This is a genomic window from Serratia sp. CY47444, assembly GCF_052168635.1.
In the GTDB taxonomy this organism is placed as follows: Bacteria; Pseudomonadota; Gammaproteobacteria; order Enterobacterales; family Enterobacteriaceae; genus Serratia; species Serratia bockelmannii.
Genome location: NZ_JBJNMH010000001.1, coordinates 320601 through 337319 on the forward strand (window position 1 = coordinate 320601; position 16719 = coordinate 337319).

Consider the following 16719-nt stretch of genomic DNA (forward strand, 5'->3'; position numbering starts at 1 on the left):
CGGCAACGCGGGGTTCCGTGACGTTAGGCTTGCTCGCAGCGGGTGATTCGCGTAAAACTGTCAGCCGCAAATCTTGCCACTCACAACCCATTCACTGGACGATATGTTTCAAGATAACCCGCTGCTGGCGCAGCTTAAACAGCAACTTCACTCTCAGACCCCGCGCGTTGAAGGCGTCGTGAAAGGGACCGAGAAAGGCTTTGGCTTTCTTGAAGTAGACGGTCAAAAAAGCTACTTCATTCCACCGCCGTACATGAAGAAAGTCATGCACGGGGATCGCATTATCGCCACCCTGCACACCGAGAAAGAGCGCGAAATCGCCGAGCCGGAAACCCTGGTCGAGCCGTTCCTGTCGCGCTTTGTCGGCCGCGTGCAAAAGCGCGACGATCGCCTGTCCATCGTGCCCGATCATCCGTTGCTGAAAGATGCGATTCCGTGCCGCCCGGTGCGTGAACTGACCCACAATTTCCAGGCCGGCGACTGGGCGGTGGCGGAAATGCGCCGCCATCCGCTGAAAGGCGATCGCGGCTTCAACGCCGACCTGACCCACTTTATCACCGAAGGCGAAGACCATTTCGCCCCGTGGTGGGTGACGCTGGCGCGTCACAACCTGGAAAAAGAGGCGCCGGAGATGCAGGCCCTCAGCGAGCCGGACGCTGCGCTGGTGCGTGAAGATCTGACCGCGCTCGAATTCGTCACCATCGACAGTGCCAGCACCGAGGACATGGACGATGCGCTGTACGTGACCGACAACGGTGACGGTTCGCTGCAGTTGACCATCGCCATCGCCGATCCGACTGCCTACGTCGAACAAGGCAGCAAGCTGGACGATATCGCCCGCGTGCGCGCCTTCACCAATTACCTGCCGGGCTTCAACATCCCGATGCTGCCGCGCGATCTGTCGGACAACCTGTGCTCGCTGCGCCCTAACGAGCGCCGCCAGGTGCTGGCTTGCCGCGTGACCATCGCCGCCGACGGCGCGCTAGGCGACGATATTCAGTTCTTCGCCGCCGAGATCGAATCCAAAGCCAAACTGGTGTACGACGAAGTCTCCGACTGGCTGGACGGCATTGCCGGCTGGCAACCGCCGAGCGACGCCATCGCGCAACAAATCACCCTGCTGAAGCGCGTTTGCGATGCGCGCAATGCCTGGCGCCACCAGCATGCGCTGGTGTTCAAAGATCGTCCGGACTACCGCTTCGTGCTGGGTGAAAAAGGCGACGTGCTGGAGATCGTTACCGAGCAGCGCCGCAGCGCCAACCGCATCGTTGAAGAGTGCATGATCGCCGCCAACGTCTGCGCCGCCATCGTGCTGCGCGATCGCCTGGGCTTCGGCGTGTACAACGTGCACACCGGTTTCGATCCTGCGCTGGTTGAACAAGCGGTCACCGTGCTGCAGGCCAACGGCGTGGAAGCCGAAGCCGAGAAGCTGCTGACCCTCGACGGTTTCTGCGAACTGCGCCGCCACCTGGATGCGCAGCCGACCCAATTCCTCGACAGCCGCATCCGTCGCTTCCAGACCTTCGCCGAGATCAGCACTACGCCGGGGCCACACTTCGGTCTGGGTCTGGAGGCTTACGCCACCTGGACATCGCCGATCCGTAAATACGGCGATATGGTCAACCATCGTCTGCTGAAGGCGATCATCAACCAGCAACCGGCGGAAAAGCCACAGGATGACGTCACGGTGCAGCTGGCGGAGCGCCGCCGCCTGAACCGCATGGCGGAGCGCGACGTCGGCGACTGGCTGTACGCCCGCTTCCTGCAGGACAAGGCCGGTACCGATACCCGCTTCAACGCCGAGATCATCGACGTGACCCGTGGCGGCTTGCGTGTACGCCTGCTGGACAACGGCGCGGTTGCCTTCATCCCGGCACCGTTCATTCACGCGGTGCGTGACGAGATGCAGTGCAGCCAGGAAACCGGCACCGTGCAGATTAAAGGCGAAGTGGTTTACCGCCAGAGCGATACCTTGCAGGTCACCATCGCCGAAGTGCGCATGGAAACCCGCAGCGTGATCGCCCGCCCGGCGGCCTGAACGCCAGCCTGAAACGGTCGCAACGCAAAGCGCCGACGGTGAAAACCGCCGGCGTTTTTTTTCGGCGGGCGCTCGCTAGCGCAGCGGCTCGCCGCCGGTTTCACGCAGCAATGGCAGCACCGCCAGCGAAGCCAGCGTAGCCACCATCAGATAGACGGCGGGCGCCAGCAGCGAACCGCTCAGCGCGATCGACTGCGAAGCGATGTACTGGGCGAAGCCGCCGAAGATCGCCACCCCGAGGCTGTAGACCAACGCAAACCCCAGCGCACGAATGCGCTGCGGGAACAGCTCCGAAATCATCAACATGGTCGGCACCGAACCGAGCGTGGTCAACCCGACCAGCACCGCGACGATCAGCAGCAGCACCGCAGGATGCGGCACCGCGCTCAGCCACCAAAACGCCGGCAGGGCCACGATCAGAATCGCGATCCGCGACCCGCGGATCAGCGGCAGACGGCCGTAACGATCGCACCAGTGCCCGACCAGCAGACTGCCGCCGAAGGTGATGAGCCCCGCCAATAGCATCGCGGCATAACCGTAGGCCTGCGCCATTCCCAGGTATTTCACCGCGTAGGTGCCGAGATAATACATCGAGATGTAAGTGGCGACGGTGGCGCCGATGGTCAGCATCACACCGAGCACTACCGCCCGCGAGTGCTGGCGCAGCTGAGCAGGCGGCTCGTGAGCCCGCGCCACCGACGGCCGATCGCTTTCCAGCCCGAGACGCAGCCAGCAACCGAGCGGCGCCAGCGCCACGCCGATAAAGAATGGAATGCGCCATCCCCACTCGGCCATGGCGTTCGGTTCGCCGGAAAGCACCGGCAAGGTCGCACTGAGCGCCAGCGCGGTGACGCCGCCAACCACGGTGGCGATGCCCTGCGTCGCCAGTGACCAGCTGGAATAGAAACCGCGCCGATTGGGCGGCGCCGACTCCACCAGCAACGACATCGACGCCCCCACCTCGCCGCCCGCCGCTACGCCCTGGATCAGACGCGCGGCCACCAGCGTGGCGGTTCCCCAATAGCCGGCGCTGGCGTAGGTCGGCGCAAAGCCGATCATCGCCGTGCCCAGGCTCATCAAGGAAATCGTCAGGATCATCGCCGGCTTGCGGCCACAGCGATCGGCATAGGCGCCAATCAGAATGCCGCCCAGCGGCCGCATGAAAAAGCTGACGCCGAACGTGGCAAACGCCAACAGCAACGCCAGATGCGGATCGCTAGACGGGGGAAAAAACAATACGCTGATATAAATAACGAAGAAGTTATAAATACCGAAATCGAAAAACTCCAGCGCATTACCGAAGGAGGCGGCGAATATGACCTTTTTGCCACCGACCTTCGGGGCCGATATTATTTCCGTTTGGGTTTCAGCCGTATTTTCACTCATCATTATCTTCCCTGTTATTATTTTTCGCGTTTATTTTAAATACGCTTCCGCCAACGCTCCCCAATACTGGCTGCCGGCCGCCAGACAGCCGTCATTGAAGTCATATCCCGGGTTATGCACCATGCAGCTGCCTTCGCCATCGCCGTTGCCAACGATCAGGTAGCAGCCCTGCGGATGTGCATCGAGCATGAAGGCGAAATCTTCGCTGCCCATCAGCGGCCGGGCACCGTAGTGCGCGCGGGCGGCGCCGAACTGCTGCTCCGCCACACGGTGGGCAAAGCGGGTCATCGCTTCGTCGTTGACCAACACCGGCGTGCCGTTAACGTGTTCCACCACCGCATGCGCGCCGAAGCTTGCCGCCTGCGCCTCGATCAGCGCCGGAATACGTGCCAGCAAGGTGGCGCGCGCCTGGCGATCCAGCGAGCGCACGCTGAGCTTCATCTCCGCGCTGTCCGGGATCACGTTGGCCGCTTCACCGGCCTTGATGCTGCCGACGGTGATCACCGCCGCCTCCAGCGGATCGATATTGCGCGAAACGATGCTCTGCAGCGCGACGGTGATATGCGAAGCCACCAGCACCGGATCGACCGTCAGCTGCGGGATGGCACCGTGGCCGCCACGCCCCTGCACCCGCACGTTGAACTGATCCATCGAGGCCATAAACGGGCCGTGCTGGAAGAAGAACTCGCCGAGCGGCATCCCCGGCATGTTGTGCATGGCGAAGATGGCGTCGCAAGGGAAGCGCTCGAACAGCCCCTGTTCGACCATGCGCGCGCCGCCGTTCAGCATCTCTTCCGCCGGTTGGAAAATCAGGTGCAGCGTGCCGTTGAAGTTGCGCGTTTGCGCCAGATAGCGGGCGGCACCGAGCAACATAGTGGTGTGCCCATCATGGCCGCAGGCGTGCATGCGGTTGGCCACGCTGCTGCTCCAGGGCTTGCCGTTGTTCTCTTCGATCGGCAGAGCGTCCATATCGGCACGCAATCCGAGGCGTTTAACGCCGTCGCCCACCCGCAACGTACCCACCACGCCGGTGCCCGCCAATCCGCGGTGCACCTCATAGCCCCACGAACTCAGATAATCCGCCACCAGATCGCTGGTGCGAAACTCTTCGAAACCCAATTCAGGGTGCTGATGAATATCGTGCCGAATGGCCGTGAGCTGCGGTAAATACCCTTCGATGATTTTATTTATCATAATTAAATTCCTTTCGTAGCTTTATTATTTATTTGATGAATGATTAAGCCTGCGGGTGAAAATAAAGGTATAACACGGCATGAATAATTTTATTTCGGCACGCCTCGACAGATAAAATAATAATCCGCCAGACACCGTGCCCAGATAAAAAACGACGATAATTCGCTGTGCGCGCCGTGAAAATGCAGAATGAATAACTGCTCAGGATGGTGTGGGCGACAGCCTGCGCCAACGCGGTTTCATCACGTTGTTTTTACACTAAAACCCCACCTGCTTCACATTTCTCATCCGACCTGCCGCGGTTCGGCGGCAAAACTTCTACTGTTAAAATGTCATTCCTAATAACAACGTTGATTTTTACCTCTGCACGCCAAGGAGTTGTTTCATGAAAAACATCAGGTCCGGATTTATCTGGCTGCTGGTGGCGTTGGTCGGCGCCTTCGCTTTCGCCATGCTGGCGCTCAGCCGTGGCGAGCACGTCAACGCCGTCTGGCTGGTGGTCGCCGCCGTCGCCTGCTACAGCATCGCCTACCGCTTCTACAGCCGGTTCATTGCCGACAAGGTCTTTGAACTGGATGACCGTCGTCTGACCCCGGCAGAACGTCACAACGACGGCCTGGACTACGTGCCCACCAACAAATGGGTGCTGTTCGGCCACCACTTCGCCGCCATCGCCGGTGCCGGGCCGCTGGTGGGGCCGATCCTGGCCGCGCAGATGGGCTTCCTGCCGGGAACCATCTGGATCCTGGTCGGCGTCATGCTGGCCGGCGCGGTGCAGGATTTCCTGGTGCTGTTCATCTCCACACGCCGCGACGGCCGTTCGCTGGGGGAAATGGCCAAGCAAGAGCTGGGCGCATTCGCCGGGGTGATCACCATGCTCGGCGCACTGGGGGTGATGATCATCATCCTGTCGGCGCTGGCGCTGGTGGTGGTAAAAGCGTTGGCCGACAGCCCGTGGGGGCTGTTCACCATCGCCGCCACCATCCCGATCGCCCTGTTCATGGGCATCTACATGCGCTTTATCCGGCCGGGCAAAATCGCTGAAATTTCGGTGATTGGCTTCGTGCTGATGCTGCTGGCGATCGTTTACGGCGGCAACGTGGCGCAAGATCCCTATTGGGGGCCGTTCTTCACGCTGCACGGTACCACCCTGACCTGGGTGCTGGTGATCTACGGCTTCGTCGCCTCGGTGCTGCCGGTGTGGCTGCTGCTGGCGCCGCGCGATTACCTTTCCACCTTTATGAAAATCGGCGTCATCATCGGCCTGGCTATCGGCATCGTCTTCGCCATGCCGGAGATGAAAATGCCGGCGGTCTCGCGCTTCATCGACGGCAGCGGCCCGGTGTTCGCCGGCGCCCTGTTCCCGTTCCTGTTCATCACCATCGCCTGCGGCGCCATTTCCGGCTTCCACGCGCTGGTCTCCAGCGGCACCACGCCCAAGCTGGTGGAACGCGAAAGCCACATTCGCTTTATTGGCTACGGTGCCATGCTGATGGAGTCTTTCGTCGCCATCATGGCGCTGATCTGTGCCTCGGTGCTGGATCCGGGCGTTTACTTCGCCATGAACTCGCCGGCGGCACTGATCGGCACCACGGTGGAAAATGCTTCGCAGGTGATCAACAGCTGGGGCTTTATCGTCACGCCGGAAACGCTGGCGCTGATCGCCAAAGAGGTGGGCGAGAACTCCATCCTGTCGCGCGCCGGCGGCGCCCCGACCTTCGCCGTGGGCATGGCGCACATCATCAGCGAGGTGTTCAACAGCCGGGCGATGATGGCCTTCTGGTACCACTTCGCCATTCTGTTCGAAGCGCTGTTCATCCTGACCGCCGTCGACGCCGGTACCCGCGCCTGTCGCTTTATGGTGCAGGATTTGGTGGGCGTGGCGGTACCGCAGTTGGCCAACAACCGCTCCTGGTTCGGCAACCTGGCGGGCACCACGGTGGCGGTGGCCGGTTGGGGTTTCTTCGTGTATCAGGGCGTGGTCGATCCGCTCGGCGGCATCAATACCCTGTGGCCGCTGTTCGGTATCGGCAACCAGATGCTGGCGTCGATGGCGCTAATCCTCGGCACCGTGGTGCTGTTCAAGATGAAAAAACAGCGCTACGCTTGGGTCACCATTTTACCGACCGCCTGGCTGTTCGTGACCTCCATGACCGCCGGCTGGCAGAAGATCTTCCACGAAAAACCGAGCATCGGCTTCCTGGCGCAGGCGAAGAAGTTCTCCACCGGCATCGAGCAAGGCACGATCATTGCGCCGGCCAAGTCTTTGAAAGACATGGAAACCATCGTGTTCAGCAACCAGATCAACGCCGCGCTGTGCGGGTTCTTTATGCTGGTGGCGGTAACCATGCTGATTGCCGCCTTCTTCGCGATCCGCCGGGCGCTACGTTCCGAACAGCCGACGACGCACGAGGTCGGCGCCGCGCTGCGAGAGGAGACCGGCCGCGGCTAAACGAACCGAGCATCAAGCAAGGGCGCCGCGGCGCCCTTTTTACTGGCTTTAGCCTAACAGCGTTGAGCCGAACGCCCCCTGCCAATCCTGCTCGAATTTCTCGACCGCGGCCTGCACCGCCGGCGCACTGAGGAACTGCTCCGCCACATCCACCGGCAGCGTGATGGCCTGGCAGCCCGCCAGCAGGCATTCCAGCGCCTGGCGCGGTGTTTTGAAGCTGGCGGCCAGCACCTGCGCCGACGGCGCGTGCAGGCTCAGCAGCTGCTGCAGCTCGTGCACCATTTCAATACCGTCGCCGCCCTGCGCGTCAACCCGATTGACGTAAGGCGCCACATATTCCGCCCCGGCCAAGGCGGCCAACAGCCCCTGCCCGGCACCGTACACCGCGGTGCCCAGCGTCGGGATGGACATCGTTTTAAGCTTCTTGATCGCCGCCAATCCCTCCGCGGTTGCCGGGATCTTCACCACCAGCCCCGGTACCCGCTGGCTGAGCAGCGACGCCTCCGCCACCATGCGCTCCGCATCGGCCGCCATCACCTGCGCGAATAGCTTGCCGGTGCCGCCAAGGGCGTCGCGCAGCGCAGGCAGCACTTCCCAGATCGGCTTGCCTTCCTTCGCCACGATGCTCGGGTTGGTGGTGACGCCGTGCAGCGGCAGAATGCGCGCCAGGCGTTTTACCGCGGTCACATCGGCGGTATCGAGATAAAGCTCCATCACGGACTCCTGTGTCATGTTCTGTGGGCGGATTCAAACTCTGATCATCATAGGGCAAAAACCCTGTCAACTTTTGATCAAAATCAATTCAACTTTCATTCGAAAGATCTTTAATGGCGAAAGATTCAGCAACGCCAAACGGGTGATTCATGTTCTTCAATCTGCAGCGCTACTCGACCCATGATGGCCCCGGCATCCGCAGCGTGGTCTTTTTAAAAGGGTGCCCGCTGAGCTGCCGCTGGTGTCAGAACCCGGAAAGCCGCTCGCGCCACGCGGATCTGCTGTTTGACGAGCGCCTGTGTCTGAGCGGCTGTACGCTGTGCACCGAGCGCTGCCCACAAGGCCTGCTACGTGACGAGGGCGCACTGACGCTGCGGCGCGACGTCATCAGCGCAGACGACTACGCGGCGCTGGCCGCCGCCTGCCCAACCGGCGCGCTCAGCCTGTGCGGCAGCGTGGTCAACCCCGACGATATCATGGCCGAGGTGATGCGGGATAAGCCTTTCTACCTGCGCAGCGGCGGCGGTTTAACGCTGTCCGGCGGCGAACCCTTTATGCAGCCGGAGGTCGCGGCGGAGCTGCTGCGGCGCGGTCGCGAAGCCGGCATCCACACCGCCGTCGAATCCTGTCTGCACGTGCCGTGGCATTACATCGCCCCTTCGTTGCCCTGGCTGGATCTGCTGTTGGCCGATCTCAAACACACCGATGAAGCGCGTTTCAAAACCTGGACCGGCGGCTCGGCCCGCCGGGTGATGAACAATTTTCGCCGGCTGGCGGCGCACGGCGTGCCAATGACCGTGCGCGTACCGCTGATCCCCGATTTCAATGCCGATCGCCACTCTGTCCGCGCGATTGTCGACTTCGCCGCCGACGAGATCGGCGTATCGGAGATCCACTTTCTGCCGTACCACACGCTGGGCATCAACAAGTATCACCTGCTCGGCGAACCCTACCGCGCCGCCCGCACACCGCTGGACGCGCCCGATCTGCTGGCCTTCGCCGAAACGTACGCCGGCGCCAAAGGCCTGACCGCCATTTTGCGAGGATAACGCCATGACCACATTGGATTTGACCACCCTCAGCGCCCGTATTCAGGCGCATAAGAACGCGCTGATCCACATCGTCAAACCGCCGGTGTGCACCGAACGCGCGCAGCACTATACCGAGGCCTATCAGCAGCATCAGGATCGGCCGCTGCCGGTGCGCCGTGCGCTGGCGCTGGCCAACCACCTGGCGAAGCGCAGCATCTGGATCGCCAACGACGAGCTGATCGTCGGCAACCAGGCCAGCGAGCTGCGCGCCGCGCCGATCTTCCCCGAATACACCGTCGGCTGGATAGAAAACGAGATAGACCAGTTGGCAGACCGGCCGGGTGCCGGCTTCTCGGTCAGCGAAGAGAATAAGGCGATTTTGCACCGTCTTTGCCCCTGGTGGCGCGGCCAAACGGTGCAGGATCGCTGCTACGGCATGTTTACCGACGAACAGAAGGCGCTGCTCGCCACGGGCATCATCAAGGCCGAGGGCAACATGACCTCTGGCGACGCCCATCTGGCGGTCAACTTCCCGCTGCTACTGGAACAAGGCCTCGACGGCCTGCGCGAAAAAGTGAACGCGCGCCGCAGCCGCCTGCGCCTGACCGAGTGGGAAGATCTGCACAAAGCGCAGTTTCTCAACGCTATCGATATCGTGCTGACGGCGCTGAGTGAGCACATCCTACGCTTCGCACGCCTGGCGCGCGATATGGCGCAACGCGAAACCCGCGACTGGCGTCGCACCGAGCTGCTGGCTATCGCAGACAACTGCGACCTGATCGCCCATCGCCCGCCGCAAACCTTCTGGCAGGCGCTGCAACTGTGCTATTTCATCCAGCTGACGTTGCAGATCGAATCCAACGGCCATTCGGTTTCCTTCGGTCGCCTCGACCAATATCTCTATCCCTGGTATCGGCGCGACGTGGAGCTGGAGCAAAACCTGGCGCGGGAAGACGCCATCGAGCTGCTGCACAGCTGCTGGCTGAAGCTGCTGGAGATCAACAAGATCCGCTCCGGCTCGCACTCCAAGGCCTCCGCCGGCAGCCCGCTGTACCAAAACGTCACCATCGGCGGGCAAAAACGGGTCGATGGGCGGCCGTGTGACGCGGTCAATCCGCTGTCCTACGCCATTCTCGAATCCTGCGGCCGCCTGCGTTCCACCCAGCCCAACCTCAGCGTGCGTTACCACGCCGGGATGAGCGCCGATTTCCTCGACGCCTGCGTACAGGTGATCCGCTGCGGCTTCGGCATGCCGGCATTCAATAACGACGAAATCGTCATTCCCGAGTTCATCAAGCTGGGGGTCGAGCCGCAGGACGCTTACGACTACGCCGCCATCGGCTGTATCGAGACCGCCGTCGGCGGCAAATGGGGTTATCGCTGCACCGGCATGAGCTTCATCAACTTCGCCCGCGTGCTGCTGGCGGCGCTGGAACAAGGCCGCGACGCCACCTCCGGGCAGATCTTCCTGCCGCAGGAACAGGCGCTGTCCAAAGGAAACTTCGCCGATTTCGAACAGGTCTTAACCGCCTGGGATCGGCAAATTCGCTACTACACGCGCAAGTCGATCGAGATCGAGTGCGTGGTGGACAGCGTGCTGGAGGAGAACGCCCACGATATCCTCTGCTCCGCGCTGGTGGATGACTGCATTGAACGCGGCAAAAGCATCAAGCAAGGCGGCGCCAAATACGACTGGGTTTCCGGCCTGCAGGTCGGCATCGCCAACCTGGGCAACAGCCTGGCGGCGGTGCGCAAACTGGTGTTCGACCAAGGGGCGATCGGCCAGCAGCAGCTGGCGGCCGCGCTGGCCGAAGACTTCGCCGGACTGGATGGCGAACAACTGCGTCAGCGGCTGCTCAACGCCGCGCCCAAATACGGCAACGATGTGGACGAGGTCGATCGGCTGCTGGTGCGCGCCTACCAAACCTACATCGAAGAACTGAAACAGTACCGCAACACCCGCTTCGGCCGCGGGCCGATCGGCGGCGGCTACTACGCCGGCACCTCGTCGATTTCGGCCAACGTGCCCTTCGGCGCCGCCACCCTGGCCACGCCGGATGGGCGCAAGGCGCACCAGCCTCTGGCGGAAGGCGCCAGCCCGGCGTCCGGCACCGACCACCTGGGGCCAACGGCGGTGTTCAATTCGCTCGCCAAGTTGCCAACCGAGGCGATCCTTGGCGGCGTGCTGCTCAATCAGAAGCTGAATCCGGCGACGCTGGACAACCCGCGCGATCGGGAAAAGCTGATGCTGATGTTGCGCACCTTCTTCGAGAGCTATCGCGGTTGGCATGTGCAGTACAACATCGTGTCGCGCGAAACGCTGCTGGCGGCGAAGCAACACCCTGACCAATATCGTGATTTAGTGGTTCGCGTAGCTGGCTATTCCGCTTTCTTTACCGCATTATCCCCTGAGGCGCAGGATGATATTATTGCGCGCACAGAACATACTCTTTAAACCTTTGACTCTTAGCGGCCGCGCCTTGGCGGCCGCATCATCAGGCCGATATGAATTTACGACAACAGACCATATTGCAGTTGGTTAACGATCGCCGGCGGATCAGCGTCAATGAGCTGGCGCGGGCCTCGGGCGTATCGGAAGTCACCATCCGGCAGGATCTCAACCTGCTGGAAAAACGCAGTTATTTGAAGCGAGTACACGGTTCCGCCGTGGCGTTGGAAAGCGACGACGTCGACGCTCGCATGATGTCCAATTTCACCCTCAAACAACGATTGGCACAGTACGCCGCGGCGCAGGTCAACGACGGTGAGACGATCTTCATCGAGAGCGGCAGCGCCAACGCCCTGCTGGCGCGCTACATCGCCGAACGCAAGCGTATTACGCTGATCACCGTCAGCCACTATATCGCCAACCTGCTGAAAGAAACCGACTGCGACGTGATTGTCCTCGGCGGCATGTATCAGAAGAAAAGCGAGACCGTGGTCGGCCCGCTCACACGGCTGTGCATTCAGCAGGTGCATTTCAACAAGGCGTTTATCGGCATTGACGGCTTTCAGGCCGAAACCGGCTTTACCGGCCGCGACATGATGCGCGCCGACGTGGTCAGCGCGGTGCTGGCCAAGGGCGTGGAGAATATCGTGCTGACGGACTCCAGCAAATTCGGCCAGATCCAACCCAACCCGCTGGCGCAGCCGGGGCAAATCAGCCGAGTGATCACCGATTCACGCCTGGCGCTGGAGTATCAGCATCAGCTGAAACGCCAGGGCGTACAGGTGGAGCTGGTCAACGAATAACGCGGGCCGCCACCGCACCTCTCGCGTCGCGCGGGCCACGCCGCGCGCCGTTTCCCTTGTGCAACGGGATTTTAAGACTATTTACCTGTTTATCCTTTCAGAGAAACCTATACTCAGTTTCGGTCACTTTTGGGCCGTAACCTGCTAATTATTCGGCCGTTAACAAAAAGTGCCATTTTTTATATCGATACTGTACGGGAATCAACAGCAGGCCTGATTTATGGTTAGCGCCTATACTTAGAGGGCACTTCCATATAGCCAATGCTAAGGAGAAGTCATTATGATGATTATCAATAAACGTTTCGCCACCGCCGCTCTGGCTCTGACTCTGGCATTTTCACTGAGCGCCTGTTCCAACATGTCCAAACGCGATCGCAACACCGCTATCGGCGCCGGCGCCGGTGCAGTCGGCGGCGCAGTGCTGACAGACGGCAGCGCGTTGGGCACGCTGGGTGGGGCTGCGGTAGGGGGCATCATCGGTCACCAGGTTGGCAAATAACCTTTCCGATGTTCCTCTGCCGACAGGCGGGCAAAAGCGCCGAGGCGCTTTGACGTATTAACCAGAATAACGATGATTTCAGGTCTGCTTTACTTTAAGTCTATGGTTCTTTCGCCGTTAACGGGCTAACTCCCGGCAGCAACAGCCTCAAGCCATGCCGCAGCATTGCACTGCGGCATGGCGATTCGCCTCAACCGCCCGCCAGTTTGACCTTCATGCCTTTGGCTTCCAGTAGCTGTTTGAGCAGATCGCGTTTATCGCCCTGGATCTCGATGATCCCGTCTTTCACCGAACCGCCGCAGCCGCATTTCTTTTTCAGTTCGGCCGCCAGTTTGTCGAGCGCAGCGTCATCCAGATCGACGCCGGTAATCAGGCACACGCCCTTCCCCTTGCGGCCGCTAGTCTGACGCTGGATGCGCACGATGCCGTCGCCCTTGGCGCGTTGCGGTTTAACGTCTTCCTGCTTGATGCGGCCGGTGTCCGTGGAATACACCAGGCGGCTGTTATCGTCATTCATCGGCGGTTCCTCAGGCCAAAGAGGCGCGGATCGCGCGCAGCGTCGCGGCCGGATCCGCAGATTGGGTGATCGGACGCCCAATCACCATGTAGTCCACGCCAGCGGCCTGCGCCTGCACCGGCGTCATAATGCGGCGCTGATCGCCCGCCGCGCTGCCTTCAGGGCGGATCCCCGGCGTCACCAGCTGGAAAGCCTGCCCGCAGGCGGCCTTCAGGCGCTGCGCTTCATGAGCCGAACACACCACGCCGTCCAGCCCGCAGTCGTGGGTCAGGCGCGCCAGGCGCTCGGCGTGTTCCGCCGGGCTGGCTTCGATACCAATGCCGCGCAGGTCTTCCGCTTCCATACTGGTGAGCACCGTCACGGCGATCAGCAGCGGCGCATCCGCCCCGAATGACGTCAGCGCTTCTTTAGCGGCGGTCATCATGCGCGCGCCGCCGCTGGCGTGGACGTTGACCATCCAAACGCCCAGCTCGGCCGCCGCCGCGACCGCATGCGCGGTGGTATTGGGAATATCGTGGAATTTCAGGTCAAGAAATACGTCGAAGCCACGCCCGTGCAGATCGCGCACCAGCTGCGGCCCGAACAGCGTGAACATTTCTTTGCCCACTTTCAGCCGGCAGTCTTGCGGATCGATACGGTCGGCGAACGCCAGCGCGGCATTCTTATCGGCGTAATCTAACGCCACAACGATTGGAGATGATTTTAAGTCATTGTTATTAGCGTTATTTTCAGACTTCATTTCTTCTACCTTCTGTAAAATAGACATAATCAGGGACTCACCCGCGAAACTGACCGCCGCATTCTACATGCCGGGGGCCAGAAATCCCAGCCGCAGCGCGCACCGGCGCTCTGTCATGTTACCTCTCACCTTTGTCATGACGCGTCAACGAAAGCGCGCCAGCGATAAACCACGCAGCGTAAAACACCGTAAAGATGCGTAAATTATCAATCAAATATTTTGAATAAATTACTCAGCATTATCAGATTTTCAATCGGCCAAGATGCTTTATTATTCACCACATCGGAAGCGAATGGCTTCCTTCCTAAATAAACAGACTGGAGTCACCTATGAAAACCATCAAATATTTTGCAGCCGCTGCCGCTATCGCACTGACCTCTTTCGCCACTTTCGCCGCTGAGCCGATCAGCAGCCAGCAGGCCGATAGCCTGACCGCCACCGGCGTCGTTTCCGCAGGTCATGCGACCACCCTCAGCAGCCTGGAGAAAAAACTGGCCGCTAAAGCGGATGCCCAGGGCGCCAGCAGCTACCGCATCATCTCCGCCGGGGGTAACAACATGCTGAGCGGCACCGCGGTCATCTACAAATAATGTTTCCGGTACAGGGCCCGCTCGCTCGGGCCCTGCCTCTGTTTCCCGCCTGAAAAAACCGCATCTTGCTCGCCTTACACTGTTACAAAAATATTAAATTTTTATTACACACTAGACACCCGATCGCCAGTGGCTTAGCTTGAAGGCATCTTCCTGCAGAAAGGCTTTCAAAATGAGCGAGATATCGACACTTACCATTAAAATTCCTCTGGCACTGAAGGAAAAAATCCGCGCCGCCGCCGCTGAAAACGAGTTTTCATTGAGCGTGGAAGTGTGCCAGCGCCTGGAAAGCAGCTTCAGCGCCCCCGCCGCCAAGGCAGAAAAACCGACCAAAAAGGCGGATGAGCTGCACCACGGCGAGATCGACAATCAAAGCACTGAAGAAGAGATTGAACAGCCGCTGAGCCAGAAAGAGCTGAAGAAACTGCGTCAGCTGTTGAAAACCGGCGCCAAAGGCGGCAAGAAAAAGTAAACGATGAACGTAAAAAAACGGGGCGATGAATCGCCCCGTTTTATTTTGTCGCGCCGCCGCGTTATTGTCCGTCCAGACCGCGGATCGGTTTGACCGATGACCAGGCGCGGCACGACGGACAATGCCAATAGAGCGAGTGTGCGGTAAATCCGCACTTGTGGCAGCGGTAACGCGGCTTGGTGCGAATTTGCTCGCCGACCATATCGCGCAACAACAGCAGACTCTCTTTCGCACGGCCGTCTTCGGCGTCCGCCAGGTGATAATCCATCAACCGATAAAACACCCGCATAGTAGGATGACGCTGTAGCTGACGGTTGATATAGACCTGCACCACGTCGCGCCCTTCGTGCTGCTCGATGATCTCGGCCAACATCAGATCGGCGGTAGCGCCGGTGTTTTCTTCTACGCAGCGCTTAAGGAATTCAGCCCAGTTGTGCTGTTGTTCCGGCAGATGCGTGTAGCATTCCTGCAGCATCGGCAGCGTTTCGCTGACCAATTCTTTGTCCTGGCTCAGTACGCGCTGCAGCGACTCTGCCGCTTTGGCGTAGTCGTTTTGCGCCATGTAGATGCGCCCGAACATGATGGATACTCGTGCACACTGTTTATCGGCCGCGTCCGCACGCTTAAGTAAGCTCATCGCCCGATCGAGATCGTCACTGCCCATCGCCTGCAATGCCAGCTCACAGTAGAAATGCGCAATCTCGACGCGCTGTTTCTCTTTGCCCAGCTTGACCAGCTTTTCCGCCACGTCGATGGCTTTCTGCCAATCGCTGGTGGCCTGATGGATCACCAGCAACTGCTGCAGCGCCGATACGCGGAAATCCGCTTCGTCAGTCAACTGGCTGAACATGTCTTCCGCGCGATCGTACAGCCCGGCCGCCATATAGTCGCGGCCCAGCTGCTGTACCGCCAGCAGGCGCTGTTCGAAGGTCAGGGAAGCGCTTTCCATCAAAGCCTGATGGATGCGGATGGCGCGGTCGACTTCACCGCGCGAACGGAACAGGTTACCCAGCGTCAGGTGGGCTTCAACGGTGTTGCTGTCCTCTTTCAACATGTCGAGGAACAGATCGACCGCCTTGTCCTGCTGGTTGGAAAGCAGAAAGTTCACCCCTGCCACGTATTCGCGCGACAGGCGGTTGGCTTCTTGCTGTTTATCCTGCTGAGCGCTTCTGCGCCCCATGTACCAACCGTACGCGGCAGCCACGGGCAGCAACAGAAACAGCAGTTCTAACATAGAGGGTTATTCCTTGCTGACAACGGCCTGAGCCGCCGGTTCAGCGGGCTGCTCAAGCTGCAGCTCCAGCCTTTTGATCTTGCGCTCGGCGCGGCCCAGCGCAATGCGCGTGCGCAGGTAGAACAGGCCGCAAATGATCCAACCGAGAACGAAGCCGGCGCCAAACAGCGTGGCCAACAGGGTCGATACGCGATAATCGCCCTGCGCAACCAGATAGTTAAAATTGACCACCTGATCGTTATGCGCACCCAAAGTGACGGAAATCACGAAGATCACCAGAACCAACAAAAAAATCAGCAAATATTTCACATTCTTTCCCGCGATGCCGAGTGAATCGGATGAACGATGCCAAAACGTGGCGTCCCTAACCCTTAAGTTAGCATTTCCCGCTGCGGCAGGGAAACCCTGCGGCACGATAAAACCACATATCTGCTGGCATATTCGGCAGTAAACGGCTTTAGCGAACAAATTGATGAGAAAGCTTCTCAAAACGTCGAATTTATAAGGATATGGGGGCAACCGTGTGGATTGCAATGGCGGGAAAATGTAAGCGATTGATGCGGCGCCGATCCGACGCCGCGCTTTTTGTGACATCGTCACG

15 protein-coding genes are annotated in these 16719 nt (G+C 60.2%); 8 read left to right on the forward strand and 7 right to left on the reverse strand.

Features of this window, described 5'->3' with window-relative positions:
* Positions 1-103: 103 nt before the first annotated feature.
* On the forward strand, positions 104-2038 hold the full coding sequence (locus ACJ8IL_RS01430; protein ID WP_025303013.1) for an exoribonuclease II: 1935 nt from the start codon (positions 104-106) through the stop codon (positions 2036-2038).
* 75 nt (positions 2039-2113) lie between these two features.
* Here ACJ8IL_RS01430 and ACJ8IL_RS01435 read toward each other — a convergent pair whose 3' ends face one another.
* The gene (locus ACJ8IL_RS01435; RefSeq protein WP_049205486.1) at positions 2114-3424 is read right to left on the reverse strand and encodes an MFS transporter; all 1311 of its coding nucleotides are present in this window, start codon (positions 3422-3424) and stop codon (positions 2114-2116) included.
* 30 nt (positions 3425-3454) lie between these two features.
* Positions 3455-4618 carry a M20 aminoacylase family protein gene (locus ACJ8IL_RS01440; RefSeq protein ID WP_261464167.1) on the reverse strand — a complete coding sequence of 388 codons (1164 nt, stop codon included), beginning with the start codon at positions 4616-4618 and terminating at the stop codon, positions 3455-3457.
* A gap of 385 nt (positions 4619-5003) precedes the next feature.
* Between ACJ8IL_RS01440 and ACJ8IL_RS01445 the strand changes: the two genes are divergently transcribed.
* Complete coding sequence (locus ACJ8IL_RS01445) at positions 5004-7070, forward strand: carbon starvation CstA family protein (RefSeq protein ID WP_025303016.1); 2067 nt, start codon at positions 5004-5006, stop codon at positions 7068-7070.
* 48 nt (positions 7071-7118) lie between these two features.
* Here the strand turns inward: ACJ8IL_RS01445 and fsa are convergent, their stop codons facing one another.
* Positions 7119-7784, reverse strand: a complete 666-nt coding sequence (gene fsa, locus ACJ8IL_RS01450; protein WP_049205488.1) for a fructose-6-phosphate aldolase — start codon at positions 7782-7784, stop codon at positions 7119-7121.
* A gap of 149 nt (positions 7785-7933) precedes the next feature.
* On the opposite strand from fsa, the gene ACJ8IL_RS01455 reads away from it, so the two are divergent.
* From ACJ8IL_RS01455 to osmB, 4 genes are all read left to right on the forward strand, one after another.
* A complete protein-coding gene (locus ACJ8IL_RS01455; protein WP_049205489.1) occupies positions 7934-8833 on the forward strand; it encodes a glycyl-radical enzyme activating protein in 900 nt (299 codons plus the stop codon).
* A 4-nt stretch (positions 8834-8837) separates the two neighbouring features.
* On the forward strand, positions 8838-11270 hold the full coding sequence (locus ACJ8IL_RS01460) for a formate C-acetyltransferase/glycerol dehydratase family glycyl radical enzyme (RefSeq protein WP_049205491.1): 2433 nt from the start codon (positions 8838-8840) through the stop codon (positions 11268-11270).
* A 50-nt stretch (positions 11271-11320) separates the two neighbouring features.
* On the forward strand, positions 11321-12067 hold the full coding sequence (locus tag ACJ8IL_RS01465) for a DeoR/GlpR family DNA-binding transcription regulator (RefSeq protein WP_004930631.1): 747 nt from the start codon (positions 11321-11323) through the stop codon (positions 12065-12067).
* 280 nt (positions 12068-12347) lie between these two features.
* Positions 12348-12566, forward strand: coding sequence for an osmotically-inducible lipoprotein OsmB (osmB, locus tag ACJ8IL_RS01470; RefSeq protein ID WP_004945176.1), 219 nt, complete (start codon positions 12348-12350; stop codon positions 12564-12566).
* Between the two features lie 190 nt (positions 12567-12756).
* On the opposite strand, the gene yciH is transcribed toward osmB, so the two are convergent.
* Both yciH and pyrF read right to left on the reverse strand, forming a co-directional pair.
* A complete protein-coding gene (gene yciH, locus ACJ8IL_RS01475) occupies positions 12757-13083 on the reverse strand; it encodes a stress response translation initiation inhibitor YciH (protein ID WP_025303019.1) in 327 nt (108 codons plus the stop codon).
* Between the two features lie 10 nt (positions 13084-13093).
* Positions 13094-13822 carry an orotidine-5'-phosphate decarboxylase gene (gene pyrF / locus ACJ8IL_RS01480; protein WP_060447988.1) on the reverse strand — a complete coding sequence of 243 codons (729 nt, stop codon included), beginning with the start codon at positions 13820-13822 and terminating at the stop codon, positions 13094-13096.
* Between the two features lie 329 nt (positions 13823-14151).
* Here pyrF and bhsA point away from each other — a divergent pair, with 329 nt between their 5' ends.
* Both bhsA and ACJ8IL_RS01490 read left to right on the forward strand, forming a co-directional pair.
* Entirely contained in the window at positions 14152-14412 is a 261-nt protein-coding gene (gene bhsA, locus ACJ8IL_RS01485) for a multiple stress resistance protein BhsA (RefSeq protein WP_025303021.1), read from the forward strand.
* Between the two features lie 172 nt (positions 14413-14584).
* Positions 14585-14884, forward strand: a complete 300-nt coding sequence (locus ACJ8IL_RS01490) for an Arc family DNA-binding protein (protein ID WP_025303022.1) — start codon at positions 14585-14587, stop codon at positions 14882-14884.
* Between the two features lie 61 nt (positions 14885-14945).
* On the opposite strand, the gene lapB is transcribed toward ACJ8IL_RS01490, so the two are convergent.
* Together lapB and ACJ8IL_RS01500 are read right to left on the reverse strand one after the other, a co-directional pair.
* A complete protein-coding gene (gene lapB / locus ACJ8IL_RS01495) occupies positions 14946-16118 on the reverse strand; it encodes a lipopolysaccharide assembly protein LapB (RefSeq protein WP_025303023.1) in 1173 nt (390 codons plus the stop codon).
* Positions 16119-16124: 6 nt separating this feature from the next.
* On the reverse strand, positions 16125-16427 hold the full coding sequence (locus ACJ8IL_RS01500; RefSeq protein WP_025303024.1) for a LapA family protein: 303 nt from the start codon (positions 16425-16427) through the stop codon (positions 16125-16127).
* Positions 16428-16719 lie beyond the last annotated feature (292 nt).